The 19378-nt window shown below is 62.3% G+C and carries 8 protein-coding genes and 1 pseudogene; 5 read left to right on the top strand and 4 right to left on the bottom strand.

Annotated features, from left to right (window positions below; genetic code table 11):
* Positions 1-4 precede the first annotated feature (4 nt).
* Entirely contained in the window at positions 5-1624 is a 1620-nt protein-coding gene (gene pvdP, locus BFN10_RS17970; protein ID WP_071490811.1) for a pyoverdine maturation tyrosinase PvdP, read from the bottom strand.
* A 142-nt stretch (positions 1625-1766) separates the two neighbouring features.
* On the opposite strand from pvdP, the gene pvdM reads away from it, so the two are divergent.
* From pvdM to pvdO, 3 genes are read left to right on the top strand one after another with little or no spacing between them, the layout of a single operon-like run.
* On the top strand, positions 1767-3116 hold the full coding sequence (pvdM, locus tag BFN10_RS17965) for a pyoverdine-tailoring dipeptidase-like protein PvdM (RefSeq protein ID WP_071490810.1): 1350 nt from the start codon (positions 1767-1769) through the stop codon (positions 3114-3116).
* A gap of 18 nt (positions 3117-3134) precedes the next feature.
* The gene (gene pvdN, locus BFN10_RS17960) at positions 3135-4406 is read left to right on the top strand and encodes a pyoverdine-tailoring periplasmic protein PvdN (protein WP_071490809.1); all 1272 of its coding nucleotides are present in this window, start codon (positions 3135-3137) and stop codon (positions 4404-4406) included.
* Between the two features lie 34 nt (positions 4407-4440).
* Positions 4441-5301 (top strand): dihydropyoverdine dehydrogenase, encoded by an 861-nt coding sequence (pvdO, locus tag BFN10_RS17955; RefSeq protein ID WP_071490808.1) that lies wholly within the window; start codon positions 4441-4443, stop codon positions 5299-5301.
* Between the two features lie 65 nt (positions 5302-5366).
* Here pvdO and BFN10_RS17950 read toward each other — a convergent pair whose 3' ends face one another.
* Positions 5367-6197 (bottom strand): formyl transferase, encoded by an 831-nt coding sequence (locus BFN10_RS17950; RefSeq protein ID WP_071490807.1) that lies wholly within the window; start codon positions 6195-6197, stop codon positions 5367-5369.
* A 200-nt stretch (positions 6198-6397) separates the two neighbouring features.
* On the opposite strand from BFN10_RS17950, the gene BFN10_RS17945 reads away from it, so the two are divergent.
* Both BFN10_RS17945 and BFN10_RS17940 read left to right on the top strand, forming a co-directional pair.
* Entirely contained in the window at positions 6398-8050 is a 1653-nt protein-coding gene (locus BFN10_RS17945) for a cyclic peptide export ABC transporter (protein WP_071490806.1), read from the top strand.
* A gap of 108 nt (positions 8051-8158) precedes the next feature.
* Positions 8159-10576, top strand: a complete 2418-nt coding sequence (locus tag BFN10_RS17940; RefSeq protein ID WP_197678250.1) for a TonB-dependent siderophore receptor — start codon at positions 8159-8161, stop codon at positions 10574-10576.
* A 138-nt stretch (positions 10577-10714) separates the two neighbouring features.
* Here BFN10_RS17940 and BFN10_RS17935 read toward each other — a convergent pair whose 3' ends face one another.
* Positions 10715-17839 carry an amino acid adenylation domain-containing protein gene (locus BFN10_RS17935; RefSeq protein ID WP_244159052.1) on the bottom strand — a complete coding sequence of 2375 codons (7125 nt, stop codon included), beginning with the start codon at positions 17837-17839 and terminating at the stop codon, positions 10715-10717.
* A gap of 45 nt (positions 17840-17884) precedes the next feature.
* Positions 17885-19378 (bottom strand): annotated as a pseudogene (locus BFN10_RS29760) (AMP-binding protein); the annotation flags it as partial.

Genomic DNA, 19378 nt, shown 5'->3' with positions numbered 1-19378 from the left:
AGGTTCAGGCAAGTTTCAGGTGACGGGCATACCACGGTCGTCTCGGCACCCGCTTGAACAGCCCCTGCAGCCTGTTCTCGTCTTCACCGAAAGTGATGCGCAACGCGAGCTTCATGGTCTCCGGGTCCATCTCCATCGACCGGCCCATCTGCAACCCCGGCGTGGTGCTGCAGCCATGGGTATCCGGCCCCAGCCAGGGATCGCCGACTTCCACCCAGCGGCCCGGCGCGAACCAGGCTACGCCGTTGACCTCCATGCGGCGGACTTCCCCCGGATTGAAGCGCTCATGGGCGCGAAACCAGTCTTCGATGCGGTCGTCGATCCAGCCGTGGAAGCGCCAGAACACCGGGTTGACGTGGGAGGAAAACGGATCGCCGAGGAAATCGTTTTCCGCCGCGTACCAGCGCGCAGCAAAATCGGAGGGGTCACGGGCCATGGGCACCGGTGCACCGTTGGACGGGTCGCGGGGCACCGAGGCCCAGCGCATGTGCAGCCAGTCGTGCAGGCCCAGCTCCATTTCGGAACCGAGCTGCCCCAAGGTGAATCTGGCCAGGTAGCGTGGGTCGCGGTACTGCGACTCCCACACCTGGAAGTTGCCGTGGTAGGTCTCAGCACTCTTGATGTCGCTGACCCACTGGGTGTAGTCGCTGTCGTCCGGCGCCGACCAGGTCGGCGGCAGCGCAAAGCCGTCGTGGTTGTCGAAGTAGCGCAGAAAGCCCAGGCGATCATGCTCCAGGGCCGGTTGCGGCTCGGGGAATTGCGACCATGAGGGCAGGTCCTGCATGGAGCGCGCGGTGCCGAGCATGTGGCGGTGCATGAAGAAGAAATCGATGCCCGAGCCGTTGCGATCCTTGCGCTTGCCCCGGGCGTCGCGTTCCTGGCCCCGTGGCCCGGGTTGCCAGCCGATGCCGCGCAGGGCGTCGCGCTTTTCTTCGGAGAGTTTGTGCCACTGGTCACGGGTAGCGTGCCACAGTTGGTGGAACAGACGGTGTTCGGGGGAAATCAGCCAGGCCAGCAGGGTCGGGTTGAGGCCGATGCGTTGCCGCGCCTCGGGGAACCACTGTTTGCGGGCGATGAAGCGGTTATCGCGCTCGACCAGCGCCAATGGCCGATCAAGGTCAAGGATCTGCCCGCTGAGTGTGCTGCTGCCGGCATTGGCAAAATCCGCCCAGACCTCGTCAAGGGTCATCTTGAATTCATAGGCGGGGGCGCCGTCAATCGAGTCGCGGTCGATCAGGCGCCAGTAGAGCACGGCGCTCTCGCCTGTCAGCAGATCACCCAGCACGCGGTAACGCGGCTCGACCTCGGCGCGCAGGTGGGCGGCGGTGTCCAGGTAACCGCGCAAGCCACGTCCACGCGGGGCGATGTCGAGCAGCAGCTCCAGACCTTCCAACGGCAGGCCCTTGAGGCCGGCGTCGCGGCCCTCCAGGCGCAGGCTCCACACCCCACGCAATGTGTTCGCCAGGTGCTGGCCGGCGGTGTCGGCCAGGTCCACCGTGGCTTCGCCGGGAGTGATGGGGAATTCTTCTTCGCGCGTCAACTCGCGATGGGCATAGAAGGCGGCCGGCACAGCGGCGCCGGTCAGCGCCAGGCCTGCGATGAACCCACGTCGAGAGATGGTCATTGTCTACCTTAGGAAACGGCTTTATCAGAGCTAGAACGTTTGCACGCCGGGGAAATTTACCGGCGCGCCCTGCCCGCCTAAATTTCCCCACCTATCACTCGTTCTTCCCTGATAGCGAAGGCCTCAACTGACTGAGATGGCAATGACAAAACCACGTTCGAAAAAGGCGCTGTATATCGGCTTGCCGCTGGCACTGGCCATCGGCGCCGGAGCCGGCTTCCTGGTCTGGGATCACTGGTTCAAGGGCAATGCCGGTTACCCGCTGGCGGTGATCAAGCAGGCCAATGAAATGCAGGACCGGTTGCTGTCGTTCGACAGCCATATCACCGTGCCCATCGATTTCGGCACCGCCGGCAACGAGGCGGACAAGGACGGCAGCGGCCAGTTCGACCTGGCCAAGGCGGCACGCGGGCGCCTGTCCGGTGCGGCACTGACGATTTTCGGCTGGCCGGAAATCTGGAACGGCCCCAACGCCCCGCACAAGCCCACCGATGGTTTTGTCGAAGCCGCGCGCAACGAGCAGGAAGTGCGCTACAAGATCATCAGCGGCATGGTGCGCGACTACCCCAACCAGGTCGCCATCGCCTACACCCCGGATGATTTCCGGCGTCTGCATGGCGAAGGCAAGTTCGCGATCTTTATCAGCATGCTCAACGCCTACCCGCTGGGCAACGACCTGAACCTGCTGGACCTGTGGGCGGCGCGCGGCATGCGCATGTTCGGCTTCAGCTATGTGGGCAACAACGCCTGGTCGGACTCGTCGCGCCCGCTGCCGTTTTTCAATGACTCCACCGACGCCCTCGACGGTTTGTCGGACATCGGCAAGCAAGCGGTGCACCGCCTCAATGACCTGGGAGTGATCATCGACGTGTCGCAGATGTCGACCAAGGCCCTGGAACAGGTCGCGCAATTGAGCCGCACGCCGATGGTGGCGTCCCACTCGGCGCCGCGCGCGTCGGTGGATATCCCGCGTAACCTGAGCGACAAAGAGCTGCAACTGATCAAGCAGAGTGGCGGCGTGGTGCAGATCGTGGGCTTCTCCGCCTACCTGCGCCCGTTGAGCCAGCCGACCCAGGACAAGCTCAACGCCCTGCGTGCGCGCTTCGACCTGCCGCCCCTGCCCAACCTGGCCGTGGCGTTGATGCCAGGCGACGCGATCATCGCCGCGTGGCCGGAACACAAGTTCGGCGAATACGCCAGCGCGCTGTACGGCATCCTCGATGAAGAACCCAAGGCCACCCTCAAGGACCTGGGGGACGCCATCGACTACACCGTGCGCAAGATCGGCATCGACCATGTCGGCCTCGCCTCGGACTTCAACGATGGCGGCGGCGTGCAGGGCTGGAACAACGTCGGTGAAATCCGCAACGTCACCGCCGAACTGATCCAGCGCGGCTACTCCGAAGCCGATATCGCCAAGCTGTGGGGCGGCAACTTCCTGCGAGTGTGGGACCAGGTACAAAAAGCCGCCAAGCCGTTGGCCAACCGTTAATCATCCAGAAGCCAGTCCATGACCGACCGCCGTACGTTTCTCAAGCAGGCCGGGGTGTTTGCCGCCAGCCTGCCGCTGGGCGCCGCCCTGCTGCCCCAGGCTATCGCCGCCCCTGCATCGAATGACCCATGGACGGGTTTCAAGCAACTGTTCAACCAGGACCCGGACTATCTGCACTTTTCCAACTTCCTGGTGGCCACGCACCCCAAGCCGGTGCGAGAAGCCATCGAGCGCTACCGCGCGCAGATCGACCGCAACCCGGGCCTGGCCATGGACTGGGGTTTGCAGGAAACCTGGAAGCGTGAAGGCCAGGTGCGCGAGTGGGCCGGCCGCTACCTGAAGGCCACGCCGGCGCAGATCGCCCTCACCGGCAGCACCTCCGAGGGGCTGGCGATGATTTATGGCGGAATCAAGGTACGACCCGACCAGGAGATCCTCACTACCGTCCACGAACACTACGCCACCGAGTTCAGCCTGGACTTCCGGGTGCGCAAGGAGCAGACCCGGGTCCGCAAGATTCGCTTGTTTGAACACGCCAATCGCGTGTCCGTCGACGAGGTGCTGGGCAATATCCAGCGCAATATCCGCCCCAACACCCGCGTACTTGGCATGACCTGGGTGCAGTCCGGCAGCGGCGTGAAGCTGCCCATCGGCGAGATCGGCAAGCTGGTGGAAGACCACAACCGCAATCGCGACGACAGGGACCGCATACTCTATGTGGTAGACGGTGTGCACGGCTTCGGCGTGGAGAACCTCGACTTCCCGGACATGCACTGCGACTTTTTCATCGCCGGCACCCACAAGTGGATGTTCGGCCCCCGGGGCACCGGGCTGGTGTGCGCCCGCGCCCCACAAAACAAGTATGTGACCCCGATGGTGCCGACCTTCTCCGAAGACCAGAACTTCGCCACCACCATGACCCCGGGCGGCTTTCACGCCTTCGAACATCGCTGGGCGGCGGATGAGGCCTTCAAGCTGCATCTGCAACTGGGCAAGGCGCAGGTGCAGGCACGCATCCACGCCCTGAATACCGAACTGAAAGACCACCTGCTGGCGCATCCGCAGATCGAACTGGTCACCCCACGCAGTCCCGAGCTATCGGCCGGCTTCACCTTCTTCCGGGTCAAGGGCCAGGACAGCGAAGCCGTGGCCGACTACATGATGAAAAACCGCGTGGTGATCGACGCGGTGGACCGTGATGTCGGCCCGGTGATCCGCACCTCGCCCGGCCTGCTTAATTCCTCCGATGAGATCCAGCGCTTCATGACGCTGCTGGGCCAACGGGTGTAACGCACCGCTTTTCCACTTTGAATGAGAGGCCCCCATGAACAAACCCCTCACGGCATTGGCACTCACCGCCCTGTGCGGCGCCTTGCTGCCCAACCTGGCCCACGCCGCCACGCCGCAACCTGGCAAAGTGTTCAAGGACTGCAAGGACTGCCCGGAGATGGTGGTGCTCCCCGCCGGCACCTTCACCATGGGCACCCCCGAGGACGAAGTCGGCCGTGAGCCGGATGAAGGCCCGATGCACGAAGTGACTTTCGCCAAGCCGTTCGCCATGAGCCGCTTTCATATCACCGCCGGTGAATGGGACAGCTACATCCGCCAGACCGGCGTGAAGATCGCCGACGGCGACACCCGCCCCGGCCGCGAATGCATCGCCAGCAAGCCGCGCTACCCCCAGGGCCCGCGCCAGCCGGCAGTGTGCATGGACATGGACGACATCAAGCAGTACGTGGCCTGGCTGTCGAAGAAAACCGGCCAGCAGTACCACATGGTCAGCGAAGCCCAACGCGAATACGCCGCACGCGCCGGCTCCACCGGGCCGTTCCCCTTCCCGTTCGATGAGGGCAAGGGCTACAGCATCGCCAAGCACGCCAACACCTATGGCCCGGCCGATGGCTACAGCTATTCGTCGCCGGTGGGCAGCTACCCGCCGAATGCCTTCGGCATGTACGACATGCATGGCAATGTCTACGAGCGCGTGGCCGACTGCGAACACCCCAACTACATCGGCGCGCCCACCGACGGCAGTGTGTGGATGGAGCCGAACTGCGAGGGCTACATGATTCGCGGCAATGACTGGGGCGAGGCGCCGGTGTTCTCGCGCTCGGGCAACCGCAACACCATCTACCCGCAGACGCGAGGGGATTGGATTGGGTTTCGCGTGGTGCGCGACCTCTAACCGCACTGGAAATCCATTTGTGGGAGAGGGGCTTGCCCCCTCCCACATTTTTAACCGTGCCTGCTTTAGGTTGCCTTCTGCGCCAACAACGCCAACCCTTCATGCAACGCCGGGAACAGGCTGTTATTGAAGTTGTTCCAGCGCAGCTCAAGGATGGTGTCGTCCGGCGCGATCTCGGTCTTGAGCACGTCGTGGAACACTTCGCCAGAGTCGATGCCGTTGTCCACGTAGTGGAACGACGCGCCGGTGAGGTACAGCGGCTCGGAGGGCGTGGTGGCCTTGGTCGCCCAATCCGTGACTGTCAGCCCGCGCGCACCGTACAGCGCGTTCCAGGTGGCATAGGCACCACGGCGCTCGTACGGCGATTCGAGGCGGGTAATGCCGGGGTGGATGTTCATGATGCGGCGCGCAAACGGCGCACCCGGACGTACCAGTTCATCGAGGATCACCAGCAGGCCGTCGAGCACCACGATGTCCGCGTTCAATTCCACCAGCGTGTCGTGCAGGCGGCGCTCGAAGTCCTGCTTGCCGGCAATGTGTTCTGCGCTGCCCCGTGGCAAGCGCCGGTAGGTGGACGGCACACTCAGCAGCAGGTCATTGACCAGCCGCCCCTGCACGCGCAGGTCGGCCGGGTACAGCCATTGGCGGCCCGGCTGGTAGGCAAAGCCGTAGTCGCGGACCAGTTGCTGGTCACGCGGGTTCTGCTCGTCATCGTCGTACACCACGCCCACCAGATGGTAAGCCTCGCCCAGGGGCGTGTCATTCAGTGCCCCTACGAGGGATTCCAGCACTGACATCATGTAGCGTTCGTGGTCCTTGTAGGCCACTGGCTGCCCGGCTTTGTCGGCGGCGGCATTGCGCAGTGACCACACGTACACCAGATTCCTTTTCGTCATTGTTTCGCTCTCGCTGGATAAATCAGGCACGCGCCAAAACGCGTGCGGCTACTCCACAAGAACGAACCAGCCCCCGCCTGATTTATCCATCAACGCCACCGCCGGGCACGCCGCGCTAAATAGTCGCGCCAATCCTTCGTTTGTCATGGGTAAGGGTCTGTGTGCCCAGCCCCCTCTTTTTCATTTTCCGGGAAGTATTTATGACCGACCCCAAGCGCGGCGCCTTCAAAGGTTTGCTCGCATTGCTCAGGCCCTTTCGCACCATCGTGACCATCTCCGTCGCCCTGGGCATGGCCGGCGGCCTGGCCATCACGTTGTTGCTGGCGACGATCAATAATGCGCTGCATTCGTCCACCGGGATGACGCAGGGGGTGATTCTGACGTTTGCGGCGTTGTGTGTGCTGGCACTGACCAGTTCGATCGTCTCCGATATCGGCACCAACTACGTGGGCCAGCGGATCATCGCCGCCCTGCGCAAGGACCTCGGCGAGAAGGTGCTGTCGGCGCCCATCGAGCAGATCGAACAATTTCGCTCTCACCGCCTGATCCCGGTGCTGACCCATGACGTCGACACCATCAGCGACTTTTCCTTTGCGTTCACGCCGCTGGCCATCGCGACTACCGTGACCCTGGGTTGCCTTGGCTACCTGGCCTACCTGTCGGTGCCGATGTTCCTGATGATGATCGTCGCCATCGTGATTGGCAGCAGCGTGCAATTCATCGCCGGGCACAAGGGTATCCGTGGCTTCGACGAAGCCCGCGACCAGGAAGACGAGCTGCAACGCTACTACTCCGCGATTGCCTCGGGCGCCAAGGAACTGCGCATCCACCGCCCACGTCGCTACCGCATGAACACCCACCGCATCCAGGAAACCGCCGACCGCATCAGCGATATCCAGGTGCGCTCGGTGAACATCTATATCGTCGCCAAGACCTTCGGCTCGATGTTGTTCTTCGTGGTCATCGGCCTGGCCCTGGCGATGCAGGCCTACAACCCCAACCCGGACCCCGCGGTGATCACCGGCTTCGTGCTGGTGTTGCTGTACATGAAAGGCCCGCTGGAGCATGTGGTGGGCTACTTGCCGATCATCGGCAAGGCGCGGATTGCCTTTGCGCGCATCACCGAGCTGTCCGACCGCTTCTCGTCACCCGAGCCGCACTTGCTCATGGATGGCAGCGAAGCCCCCACGCCGGTGGTCAACAGCCTGGAATTGCGCGGCGTGACCTACAGCCCGCCGCCGGTGGAAGGCAGCCAGCCGTTCCACCTGGGGCCGATCAACCTGAGCATCCAGCAAGGCGAAATCGTATTTATCGTGGGCGAGAACGGCTGCGGCAAGACCACCCTGATCAAGCTGTTGCTCGGTTTGTATCAACCCCACGCCGGCGAAATCCGCCTCAACGGCGAAACCGTGACCGACCCGGCGCGCGACGACTACCGCCAGCTGTTCACCACGGTATTCGCCGACTACTACCTGTTCGATGACCTGGTACAGGGCAGTGCCACACAATCCCTCGACAGCGCCGCCAAGTACCTGGAACGCCTGGAAATCGCGCACAAGGTCAGCGTCAAGGACGGCGTGTTCAGTACCACCGACCTCTCCACCGGGCAGCGCAAGCGCCTGGCGCTGGTGAATGCCTGGCTGGAAGAGCGCCCGGTACTGGTGTTCGACGAATGGGCCGCCGACCAGGACCCGGCCTTCCGCCGCATCTTCTACACCGAGCTGCTGCCGGACCTCAAGCGCCTGGGCAAGACGATCATCGTGATCAGTCATGACGACCGCTATTTCGATATTGCCGACCAGTTGGTGCGCCTGAGTGCAGGCCAGGTCGTTTACGAAATGGAACCGGCGTGAATTTCTTTTCCGGTTTTCGCAGGTAGGGACGTCTCACTAGTGGTAATGAGAATTGACCTCAATAAACACCTATAACTGCCCACCTAAAACATAGAAGAGAACGCATTCATGTCAGTACGACTCGGTCTCAGCCCCCTGAGCAAAGCGCTATCGATGCGCAGGGCCTTGAACGTCAACCTCAAGCCGTGTGCCCTGGCCCTGGCGGTCTCGCTGCCGCTGTCGGGCTATGTACAGGCACAGGAGATCGAGATCGACATTCCTGCCCAGCCGCTGGGGACGGCGCTGCAGGAGTTCGGCCGCCAGACTAACCTGCAAGTGCTGTACAGCCCGACGGATGTGCAGGGCAAGAACAGCACGGCGGTCAAGGGTACGCAGGAGCCCGGCAAGGCCATCGCCACCCTGCTCAAGGGCACCGGCGTCAGTTACGGCCTGCAAGGCAATGCAGTTACCATCAGCGCGATCGCGTCTTCAGGGCTGGAACTGGGGACCACACAGGTCACCGCCAACCAACTGGGCACCGTGACGGAAGGTACCGGCTCGTATACGCCGGGGACTATCGCCACGGCGACGCGCCTGGTGCTGACGCCACGGGAAACGCCGCAGTCTATTTCGGTGGTGACGCGTCAGGTGATGGATGATTTCGGACTTGACGCCATTGATGACGTGATGCGCCATACCCCGGGCATCACCGTGTCGACGTATGACACCGAGCGTACCAACTACTATTCCCGTGGCTTCTCTATCGTCAACTTCCAATACGACGGTATTCCGACCCTGCGTGATGCCCAATATTCGGCCGGCCAGACCCTCACCGACATGGCGATCTACGACCGCGTCGAGGTGCTCAAGGGTGCCACCGGCCTGCTCACCGGCGCTGGCGGTCCGGGCGGCACCATCAACCTGATCCGCAAAAAGCCGACTTCCGAGTTCAAGAGCAGCATCGAGCTGGGCGCCGGCTCCTGGGATAACTACCGCTCCCAGGTCGATGTCAGCGGGCCCCTGACCGAAACCGGCAATGTGCGTGGCCGTGCCGTTGCGGCCTCTCAGGACAAACACTCGTTCCTCGACCACTACTCGCGCAAGACCGGAGTGCTTTACGGCATCCTCGAATTCGACCTGGACGAAAACACCCTGCTGACCGTTGGCGCCGACTATCAGGACAGTGACCCGAAAGGCTCAAGCTGGACTGGCACACGCACCATCTTTGATGCCACCGGCAAAAAGCTGGACCTGCCGCGTTCGTTTAACAACGGCCCCAAATGGGGCTCCTGGGAACAGTACAGTCGCACCGCATTCGCAACCCTGGAGCATACGTTTGACAATGGCTGGGTCACCAAAGGCCAGTACAACCACCAGATCAACGGCTACAACGCGCCCCTGGGCTACATTTCCCAGGACTCCGCCACGGCCAGTTCCATTTACGCGCGCAAGTACGTCGGCGATACCACCAGCGACAGCCTCGATGTGTACGCCTCGGGGCCCTTCGAACTGTTCGGCCGCGAACACGAACTGGTGATCGGCCAGTCCCTGTCCATCTCCAAATGGAAAGCCAAGGACTACACCGCGACCACCTACTTCAACAACTCCTATGACTTCTACAACTGGCACGGCCAGGCCATTGAGCCCCTGTGGACTGCCACCAAGATCAATGACGAAACCACCCGCCAGACCGGTACCTATGTGACTGGCCGCTTCAGCCTGACGGATGAGCTGCACCTGTTGCTCGGCTCGCGTGTCGCCAACTACCAGGTCACCGGTACCAGCGACACCCAGGAAAGCGGCAAGGTGGTGCCCTACGCTGGCCTGACATATGACCTGAACGACAATTTCACCGCATATGCCAGCTACACCGAAATCTTCCAGCCACAAACCCAGTACCGTACGCGCACCCGCACGATGCTCGATCCCAATGAAGGCAAGAACTATGAGTTGGGCCTCAAGGGTGAATTCTTCGATGGCCGCCTGAACTCCAGCCTCGCCTACTTCGAAGTGCACGAAGAGAACCGCCCGCTCGCCGATACGGCCTGGAACTCCCAGCCAGGCGTCGACTTCTCCTACATCGGTACCAAGACCAAGACCAAGGGCTACGAAGCGGAAATATCCGGCGAGCTCGCCCGAGGTTGGCAGCTGCAAGCGGGCTACACCCACAAGATTGCCCGTGATGACGATGGCAAGAAGGTTGCCACTTGGGAACCGGAAGACCAGGTCAGCTTCTATACCACCTACAAACTGCAGGGCAACCTGGACAAGCTCACCGTCGGTGGCGGTGCACGCTGGCAGAGCGCCGGCTGGCAGACCGTTAACAACTGGGGTTACCCTGGTGGCGGCCGCTCCGAGAAGTTCACCCAGGCCCCATACTGGCTGGTTGACTTGATGACCCGTTACCAGGTGACCGAAAACCTCTCGGCCACCCTCAACGTCAACAACCTGTTCGACAAGCACTATTACACCAACATCGGTTTCTATGACTCGGCCTACCCTGGCGACCCACGTAACGTCATGGTCACCACACGCTGGGACTTCTAAGCGCGCAAACCGTAGCCCCTGGTCACCCTGTGACCAGGGGCTTTTTTACGCCTATCGCTGACAATCCGCGATGAAGGCCGCCAACAGCAAAACGCCCCTGACCACCACTGGCCAGGGGCGTCTTTTTAGCGCAACCGCTTACTCCATTGCCGCGACAAAACTGCTGATGAACTCCGCGTTGTCCACGATCCGGTGGTGGGTTGTATCAATCACCACCGAGCGCTGGATGCCTGCCTGGCCAATCACCTCACGCATGCCGGTTTCAATCAGTGCCTGGTGAATCCCGCCCTCACTCAAGGCAGCCCACCAGCAATGCACCGGAGCCTTGATCGCACGGTAATCGGTGTCTTGCAGGCGCTCGTCCAGCACCTGCTTGATCGCCCAGGAACGTTCGGTTTCGCCACCGGTTTGCAACTCATCCGTGAGTACGCGGAAGCTGTCGCCCAGGTTCAATTCAGCCCACTCGGATACACGTCGCCACTGCTCATCCTGCTCGCCAGGAGCCGCCTGCCACACGTTCTGGATCTGCTCGGCATAGGCCGGGAACATCACCGCCAACAATTCCACGCGGCGTTCGGCAGCACAAATCTCTCGCTCGTCCACCAACCCACCCTCTTCCCAGAATGCGGTAAAGCGTGCAGGCGGCGGCGCATCGATCCAGCCCAGCGACTCCACGGTTCGGCCAGCCTGTTCCAGACGGTACGCCACCTCCATCGCCAGGTTGCCACCCAGTGACCAGCCGCCCAGGCGGAAGGCGCCGTGGGGCTGGGCCAGCAACAACTGGTGGGTGTAGTCCTCGACTATCTGCGCCCAGCTCGGCACCTCGACACCCTCTTCCACCAGGGCCCGGCAAACCACCCCAAACACCGGGCGCTGCTCACGCAAGGCCAGGGCGATGGCCTTGTAACAATGCACCGAACCAAAGCTTGGGTGGAACAGGTACAGCGGCGTGCCCTGGGTCTGGCTGTTGAGCCTGACGATCAACGAGCTACCGACATCCCCCTCGATACAGCGCGCCTGGCCCGCAACCGTCGGGTGCAGCATCAGTTGATTGACGGCGAGCATCGCACCGCAGGCCTTGTGGATGCGGTCCTTGAGCAGCAACACCAGCAACGAATGGCCACCCAGTTCGAAGAAGTTGTCGTGCAACCCCACCCGCTCGACTTCCAGCACCTGCGCCCACACCGCTGCAAGCTGCTGTTCCAGTCCGGTCTGTGGTGCAACGTAATCGCGACCGATCGCTTGCGGTTTGGGCAGAGCCTTGCGGTCCAGCTTGCCGTTGGGACTCAGGGGCATCAGTTCCAGCAGCACCCATTGCGCCGGGACCATGTAGTCCGGCAGATGGCTGGTCAGATGGGCGCTCAACTGATCACGCCAATCGTCGCCGGCCTGTTGCAGGACCAGGTAACCCACCAAGTGCTTGCCATCGACTACCTGTACGGTGGCCTCACGCACAATCGGGTGCTCGAGCAGGCGAGCTTCGATTTCTCCCAGTTCGATACGCAAACCACGCAGTTTGACCTGATGATCGAGACGACCAAGGTATTCAATGACACCGTTTGCACGCTGACGCACACGGTCGCCGGTGCGATACAGGCGCGCGCCGCTGTGGAACGGGCAAGGCACGAACCGTTCGGCGGTCAGCGCCGCGCGGCGGTGGTAACTGCGGGCCAGGCCCGCGCCGCCGAGGTACAACTCCCCGACAACTCCGACCGGCACAGGTGCCAGGTCGGCGTCGAGCACATGGGAGCGCAGGTTGGCGATGGGCTCACCGATCGGTACCGTGTCACGGCCTTCGTCGCGGCAGGTCCAGTGGGTCACGTCGATGGCGGCTTCGGTCGGGCCATACAGGTTGTACAGGCCGGCTTGCGGCAGTTTAGCGAAAACTTGCTGTTGAGCATCCGCCGGCAACGCCTCGCCGCTGCACACAATACGCCGCAGGCTATGACAGCTGGCAACCGCGGAGTCTTGGAGAAATGCCTGTAACATCGAGGGCACAAAGTGCAATGTGGTAATGCGCTCGGCATTGATCAGCGCGACAAGCTTTTGCGGATCGCGGTGGTCGCCAGGCGCAGCGACCACAAGACGCGAGCCGGTCATCAGAGGCCAGAAGAACTCCCACACCGACACGTCAAAACTGAACGGCGTTTTTTGCAGCACGCTGTCGCGCGCATCCAGGCCATAAGCCTCCTGCATCCAGCACAGCCGATTGGTCAGCGCCGAATGACGGTTGCCGGCGCCTTTGGGCTGGCCGGTGGAACCGGAGGTGTAGATCACATAGGCGAGGTTTTCGCCGTGCAACACGATACCTGGGTTCTCTTCGCTGTAGCATTCGAACACCGATCCACCCAGGACCAGGGTTTCCAGTTCCTGTGGAATCGGCAATTGCTCCAGCAAATGCGCCTGGGTCAGCAACAGTTTCACACCGCTGTCCTGCAGCATATAAGCCAGCCGCTCACGCGGGTATTCAGGGTCCAGCGGCACATAAGCACCGCCAGCCTTGAATACCGCCAACAGGCCGATGACCATTTCGATGGAGCGCTCAACCGCCAGCCCCACCAACACATCCGGGCCCACACCGGCCTCCATCAAGCGATAGGCGAGTCGGTTGGCGCGCAGGTTCAATTCGATGTAGCTCAGGCACTGCTGACCAAACACCAGGGCCGGCGCATCCGGTGTGCGGGCGACCTGTTCTTCAATCAGTTGATGCACGCAGCGTTGCAACGGGTACTCCCGTGCAGTGGCATTCCAGCCGTGGATCGCCGCTTGCTGTTCGTGGGCATCCAGCAGCGGCAGCTGGCCGATACGTTGCTGGACGTCGCGGGTCATGCCGTCCAGCAGATTCAGCCAATGAGTCGCCATGCGCGCCAGGGTGGCCGGCTCGAACAGGTCTGTAGCGTAAGTCAGCGAAGCGGCAAGCCCCTCGGCTGACTCGTGGGTGTTGAGGCTCAGGTCAAACTGAGCAGTATGACTGTCCCACTCGAGGCCACTGACGTGCAGGCCGGGTAACTGCTCACCTTCGTCGCGGCCACTGGCTTGTGTCTGATGATTGAACAGCACCTGGAACAACGGGTTGAAACTCAGGTTGCGCTCAGGTTGCAAGGCTTCCACCAACTGCTCGAAGGGCAAGTCCTGATGGGCCTGGGCGTCCAGCGCACGCTGTTTGACCTGGGCGAGCAACTGAGCAACCGTCTGTTGACCATCGATATCGGCCTTGAGCACCTGGGTGTTAACGAAAAAGCCGATCAGCCGTTCGGTTTCCACGCGATTGCGATTGGCCACGGGCACACCCACGCGGATGTCGGATTGACCGCTATAGCGATGCAACAGGGTCTGGAACGACGCCAGCAGCAACATGAACAGGGTCACATCCTCGCGCTGGGCCAGCGCGCGCAGCGCCGTCACCAGGGTGGGTGGCACCTGGATGTCCAGGCTCGCGCCGCGATGGCTTTGCTGGCTCGGGCGGGCGTGATCCAGCGGCAGCTCCAATACCGGTTGCTCACCGCCCAGCAGGTCGCGCCAGTACTCCAGTTGGCGGGCCTTCTCGCCCGCCTCCATCCATTGGCGCTGCCATACAGCATAGTCAGCGTACTGGATCGACAACACCGGCAATTGCGGCACCTGGCCCAGACTGAAAGCGGCGTACAACTGCACCAGCTCATCGACCATGACCTGCATCGACCAGCCATCGGAGACAATGTGATGCTGCACCAGCACCAGTACATGATCGTCCTCGGCCACGCGCAGCAGGCTCGCGCGCATCAGCGGTCCCTGGGTCAGGTCGAAAGGCCGGGCGATCTGTGCCTCCACCTCGGTACGGATCGCCGATGCGTCGATATCGACCCGCGCGACCTCGATACTGGCCTGCGCGGCAATCACCTGCACGGCACGCTCACCGTCCTGGCGCAGGCAGGTGCGCAGGCTCTCGTGACGCGCTGCCAGGGTGTCGAAACTGCGCTGCAATGCCGACAGATCAAGACGCCCTTTCAGGCGCAAGGCACTCGGCACATGATAGGCAGCACTGTGCGGGTCCAGTTGCCAGAGGAACCATTGGCGCTCCTGGGCATAGGACAGCGGCAAGGGTTGACCGCGCTCAACCATAACCAGCGCGGGCGCCAGTGGCACGCCACTGGCAGTCGAAAGCGCGGCGACAAACCCTTGCAGGCGCGGTTGTTCGAACAGGCTTCGCAGCGCGACCTCGCGGCCTAACAGGTTGCGCAGGCGTGAGATGACCTGCATCGCCAGCAATGAATGGCCGCCCATCTCAAAGAAGTGATCGGTCAATCCAACCCGCTCGGCACCCAGGATATCGGCCCATATCGCCGCAACCTGTCGCTCCAGCCCGGTCACAGGGGCAACCCAGGCCTGCTGCGACTGGCTGGCGTCGGGTTTTGGCAACGCGTGGCGATCCAGCTTGCCGTTGGGGTTCAGCGGCATGCGTTCGAGGAAGACCAGATGCGCAGGCACCATGTAATCCGGCAGTTGTTCGCGCAGGGTATTTTTGAGGGTCTCACCGTCTTGCTGCTCGGCGACCACATAGGCGATCAGTTGATTATCGGCGGCCAACACCAGTGTTTCACGTACGCCGTCCTGGGCCTGGAGCAGCGCTTCGATTTCCCCCAGTTCGATGCGGAAACCACGAATCTTCACTTGATGGTCAACGCGGCCGACGTACTCGATCACGCCGTCCGCGCGGTAACGTGCCAGGTCGCCGGTGCGGTACAGGCGCTCGCCGGTTTCACCGAACGGATCCGGCACGAAACGCTCGGCGGTGAGCAGCGCACGGTTCAGGTAAGCGCGCGCCAGGCCGCAGTGGCTGCCGATATACAACTCGCCCACCGCGCCCAGCGGCGCCAGGTTCAAATCGCGGTCCAGCACATATAACGCACGGCCCGGCAGCGAGCGGCCAATCGGGCTGGCAGTGGCGCCGATGGTGTCAGTACCGGACGTGCAATCCAGCAGGCTCGACACCACCGTGGCTTCGGTCGGGCCATACGTATTGAGCAGGCGCACATGGCCCAGACCGGCTTTCAGCCACTGAGCCGGGCCGTCCAGCGACATGGCTTCGCCGCCAATGTGGATCTGGCGCAGCGCACCATAAGAGCGTGGCCCCGCCGCCAGGCAATCGAGCAAAAACAGGTTCCAGTACGCAGTCGGCAAATCGGCCAAGGTGATGCCTTGAGCGATGATTTCTTCGTACAGGCGGGCGCTATCCCATAGCTCGGGACCACGCAGAATCACAGTCGCGCCGTGGGTCAGCGCCGGGTACAACTGTTCGACGAAACCGTCGAAGTTCAGGGTAGCGAATTGCAGGACGCGATCATCCTGAGTCAGCCGAGAATAACCCGCCGCAATGCTGGAGAACTCGACCAGCGCCGCATGGTTGATCGCCACACCTTTGGGCTTGCCGGTGGAACCGGAGGTGTAGATCACATAGGCAAGGTTTTGCGGGTCGACCATTACCTGCGGGTTGGTCTCGGGATAGGGAGTCAGGTCCGAATCCGACAGGTCCAGCGTCGCTACACCTTCGGGCAGCGGCATGTCTATATGCGATTGGGTCAGCACCAGCCGCACGCCGCTGTCTTGGAGCATATGCAATAGGCGCTCGCGTGGGTATTGCGGGTCCAGCGGCACATAGGCACCGCCGGCCTTGAGCACGGCCAACAGGCTGATCACCATTTCGAACGAGCGCTCCACCGCAACACCCACCAGCACTTCCGGGCTGACACCTCGGGCAATCAGCGCATGGGCCAAACGGTTGGCCTGTCGATTCAACTCGGCATAACGGATGGACTGCCCACCCAGGCACAATGCCACCGCATCCGGGCGCCGTTGCGCCTGATGCTCGAACAAGTGCTGCACACCCTGCTCAATCCCACATGCCGCGGCGGCGCTGTTCCATTCCTGCAGCAAGTGCAGCTGCTCCTGCCGATCGAGCAGCACCAGCTCGCTGATCGGCTTCACGGCATCTTGCGCCACCCCTTTCAGCAGGTTCTGCCAATGCTGTGCCAGACGCACAATGGTGGCGGTTTCAAACAGATCGGTGGCATAGGTCAGTGACGCCCAAAGACCGTCACTCGACTCCTGGGTATCCAGGCTCAAGTCGAAATGTGCGGTGTGGCTATCCCACGCCAGCCCTTCCACCCGCAGGCCGGGCAGTTGCTCGCCACGCGGTACACGTGCCTCTGACTGGTGGTTGAACATCACCTGGAACAGCGGGTTGTGGCTCAGGCTGCGTTCCGGCTGCAGCGCCCCCACCAGTTGCTCGAACGGCAAGTCCTGATGCGCCTGGGCATCGAGGGCACGACGCTTGACCTGCTGTAACAGCTGGGCAAAGGTCATTTGCCCGTCGATATCAGCCTTGAGTACCTGGGTGTTGACGAAGAAACCTATCAAGCGTTCGGTTTCTACGCGGTTGCGGTTGGCGATCGGCACACCGACGCGAATATCCGATTGGCCACTGTAGCGATGCAACAAGGTCTGGAACGAGGCCAGCAACAGCATGAACAACGTCACACCTTCCCGCTGAGCCAGGGCCTTGAGGCCCGCAACCACACCGCTATCCAGACCGATTTCCAACAAGGCACCCCGGTAGCTCTGCACCGCCGGGCGCGGATGATCCAGCGGCAACTCCAGCACGGGCTGCTCACCGCCCAACAGTTCACGCCAGTAGTTCAACTGGCGCTGCTGCTCGCCAGCGTCCATCCAGCCACGCTGCCAGGCCGCGTAATCGGCGTATTGCAACGCCATCACCGGCAGTTGCACCGACGCGCCCTGGCTGAACCCGGCGTAGAGTTGCACCAGTTCATCGACCATGACCTGCATCGACCAGCCATCGGACACGATATGGTGCTGGACCAGTATCAGCACATGTTCCTGCTCATTCAGTTGCAGCAACGTCACGCGCAGTAACGGGCCCTGGCGCAGGTCGAAAGGCTGGGCGATTTCTGTTTCGACCCGCGCCTGCACCTGTTGTGCAGACGCACCGTCCAACCGGTCGAAATCCAGCGGCAATGTGGCGGTTGGCAGGATGTGTTGCAGCGTGTGCTCACCGTCGGTGACAAACACAGTGCGCAAGGCTTCATGACGCGCGACCAAGACATCAAAACTGCGCTGCAGGGCTGGGCGATCCAGTTGCCCGCTCAAGCGCAACGCGTTGGGCACATGGTAGGCCGCGCTTTCAGGCTCCAATTGCCAGAGGAACCACTGACGCTCCTGAGCATAGGACAACGCCAGCGGTAGGTCGCGAGAGACCGCCACCATCGGCGGTGCCAGCGAGGTGGTATCCAGCGCTTGCAACGCCAGCACAAAACCTTCCAACTGCGGCTGTTCGAACAGGGTACGCAGGGCGACTTCACGCGCCAGTAACTGACGCAGGCGAGAAATGACCTGCATGGCCAGCAATGAATGCCCACCCAGTTCAAAGAAGTGATCGGTAAGGCCGATCCGCTCGGCACCGAGAATGTCGGCCCAGATAGCCGCCACCTGCTGCTGCAAGGGGGTAATCGGCTCGACGAATACTCCTTGAGATTGGTTGATGTCCGGCTGCGGCAAGCCTTTTCGGTCGAGCTTGCCGTTGGGGGTCAGCGGCATCTGCGCGAGGAGCATGAAGTGCGCCGGGACCATGTAGTCCGGCAGACGGGTCTTCAGTGCACGACGCAGTGTTTCACGGAACTCGACCTGATCAATCAGGGCCGGATCCGCGGGTACGACATACGCCACCAGTTGCTTGCCCGTCAGCCCTTCCTGAGCGACCACCACGGTTTCGCCGACGCTGTCCTGCTCACGCAGACGCGCCTCAATCTCGCCCAGCTCGATACGGAAGCCTCGGATTTTCACCTGATGATCGACACGCCCCAGGTAGTCCACCACACCATCCGGGCGGCCACGGGTCAGGTCACCACTGCGATACACACGGCTGCCGGGCTTGCCGAACGGGTCCGGCACAAAGCGTTCGGCAGTCAGCGCCGGGCGCTCCAGATACCCACGGGCCACGCCCTCCCCGCCCAGATACAGCTCACCGGCCACACCGATGGGTTGCAGGTTGAGTTGCGCATCCAGCACATAGCCGCTGCGGTTGCCCAACAGTGTGCCGATGGGGGCGTAGACCGCGCCGCATGGATCGCCCTTGCGGGCTTTCCACAGCAGTGGCGTGACCACGGTTTCGGTCGGGCCGTAGCCGTTGAACAGATAGGTCGGCTTGAGTGCGCGCCAGGCCAGGTCGTAGCTGGCTTGCGCTACTGCATCACCGCCGAAGCAATACACCCGCACCTTCGGCGGGTTGCCGTCACGCTCGGCATGCTCGGCCAACTGTTGCAGGTACACCGGCGGGAACACCGCCATGGTCACGTTGTGACGGTGCATTTGCTGGTAGGTGTATTCCGGCAGCCACAGGCTGTCATCGCGGATCAACACACTGGCGCCGTTGATCAGCGGGTGCATCCAGCCTTCGTGGGAGCCGTCGAAGGCGAACGACATGAAGTGCAGTTCGCAGTCGGCGGGCGAGGTTTCATAACGCTCGCCGGTGGCGATGATATGGGCTACCAGTGGACCGTGAGATACCGCCACGCCCTTGGGCAGACCCGTGGAACCGGATGTATAGATCACATAGGCGAGGTTGTCGCCGTCCAGTTTCACATCAGGCGCCGTGTCGCTGTAACCGGACCATTCCTCGGTGCGATCAATCGCCAGGCTGTCCAGGCCATCTGGAATCGGCAGTTGCTGCAAGGCACTGCTGTGGCTCAGCAGCAACTTCGCACGGCTGTCCTGCATCATGTACAGCAGGCGATCACGCGGGTATTC

Source organism: Pseudomonas extremorientalis, from assembly GCF_001870465.1.
Taxonomy (GTDB): domain Bacteria; phylum Pseudomonadota; class Gammaproteobacteria; order Pseudomonadales; family Pseudomonadaceae; genus Aquipseudomonas; species Aquipseudomonas extremorientalis.
The sequence above is the reverse complement of the archived record's forward strand: the minus strand, read 5'-3'. Positions and strand labels throughout refer to the sequence as shown.

Coding starts and splice junctions, on each gene's coding strand:
- pvdP (WP_071490811.1), bottom strand. CDS start 1,624: ATGACCATCTCTCGACGTGGGTTCATCGCAGGCCTGGCGCTGACCGGC.
- pvdM (WP_071490810.1), top strand. CDS start 1,767: ATGACAAAACCACGTTCGAAAAAGGCGCTGTATATCGGCTTGCCGCTG.
- pvdN (WP_071490809.1), top strand. CDS start 3,135: ATGACCGACCGCCGTACGTTTCTCAAGCAGGCCGGGGTGTTTGCCGCC.
- pvdO (WP_071490808.1), top strand. CDS start 4,441: ATGAACAAACCCCTCACGGCATTGGCACTCACCGCCCTGTGCGGCGCC.
- BFN10_RS17950 (WP_071490807.1), bottom strand. CDS start 6,197: ATGACGAAAAGGAATCTGGTGTACGTGTGGTCACTGCGCAATGCCGCC.
- BFN10_RS17945 (WP_071490806.1), top strand. CDS start 6,398: ATGACCGACCCCAAGCGCGGCGCCTTCAAAGGTTTGCTCGCATTGCTC.
- BFN10_RS17940 (WP_197678250.1), top strand. CDS start 8,159: ATGTCAGTACGACTCGGTCTCAGCCCCCTGAGCAAAGCGCTATCGATG.
- BFN10_RS17935 (WP_244159052.1), bottom strand. CDS start 17,839: ATGGTGGCGGTCTCTCGCGACCTACCGCTGGCGTTGTCCTATGCTCAG.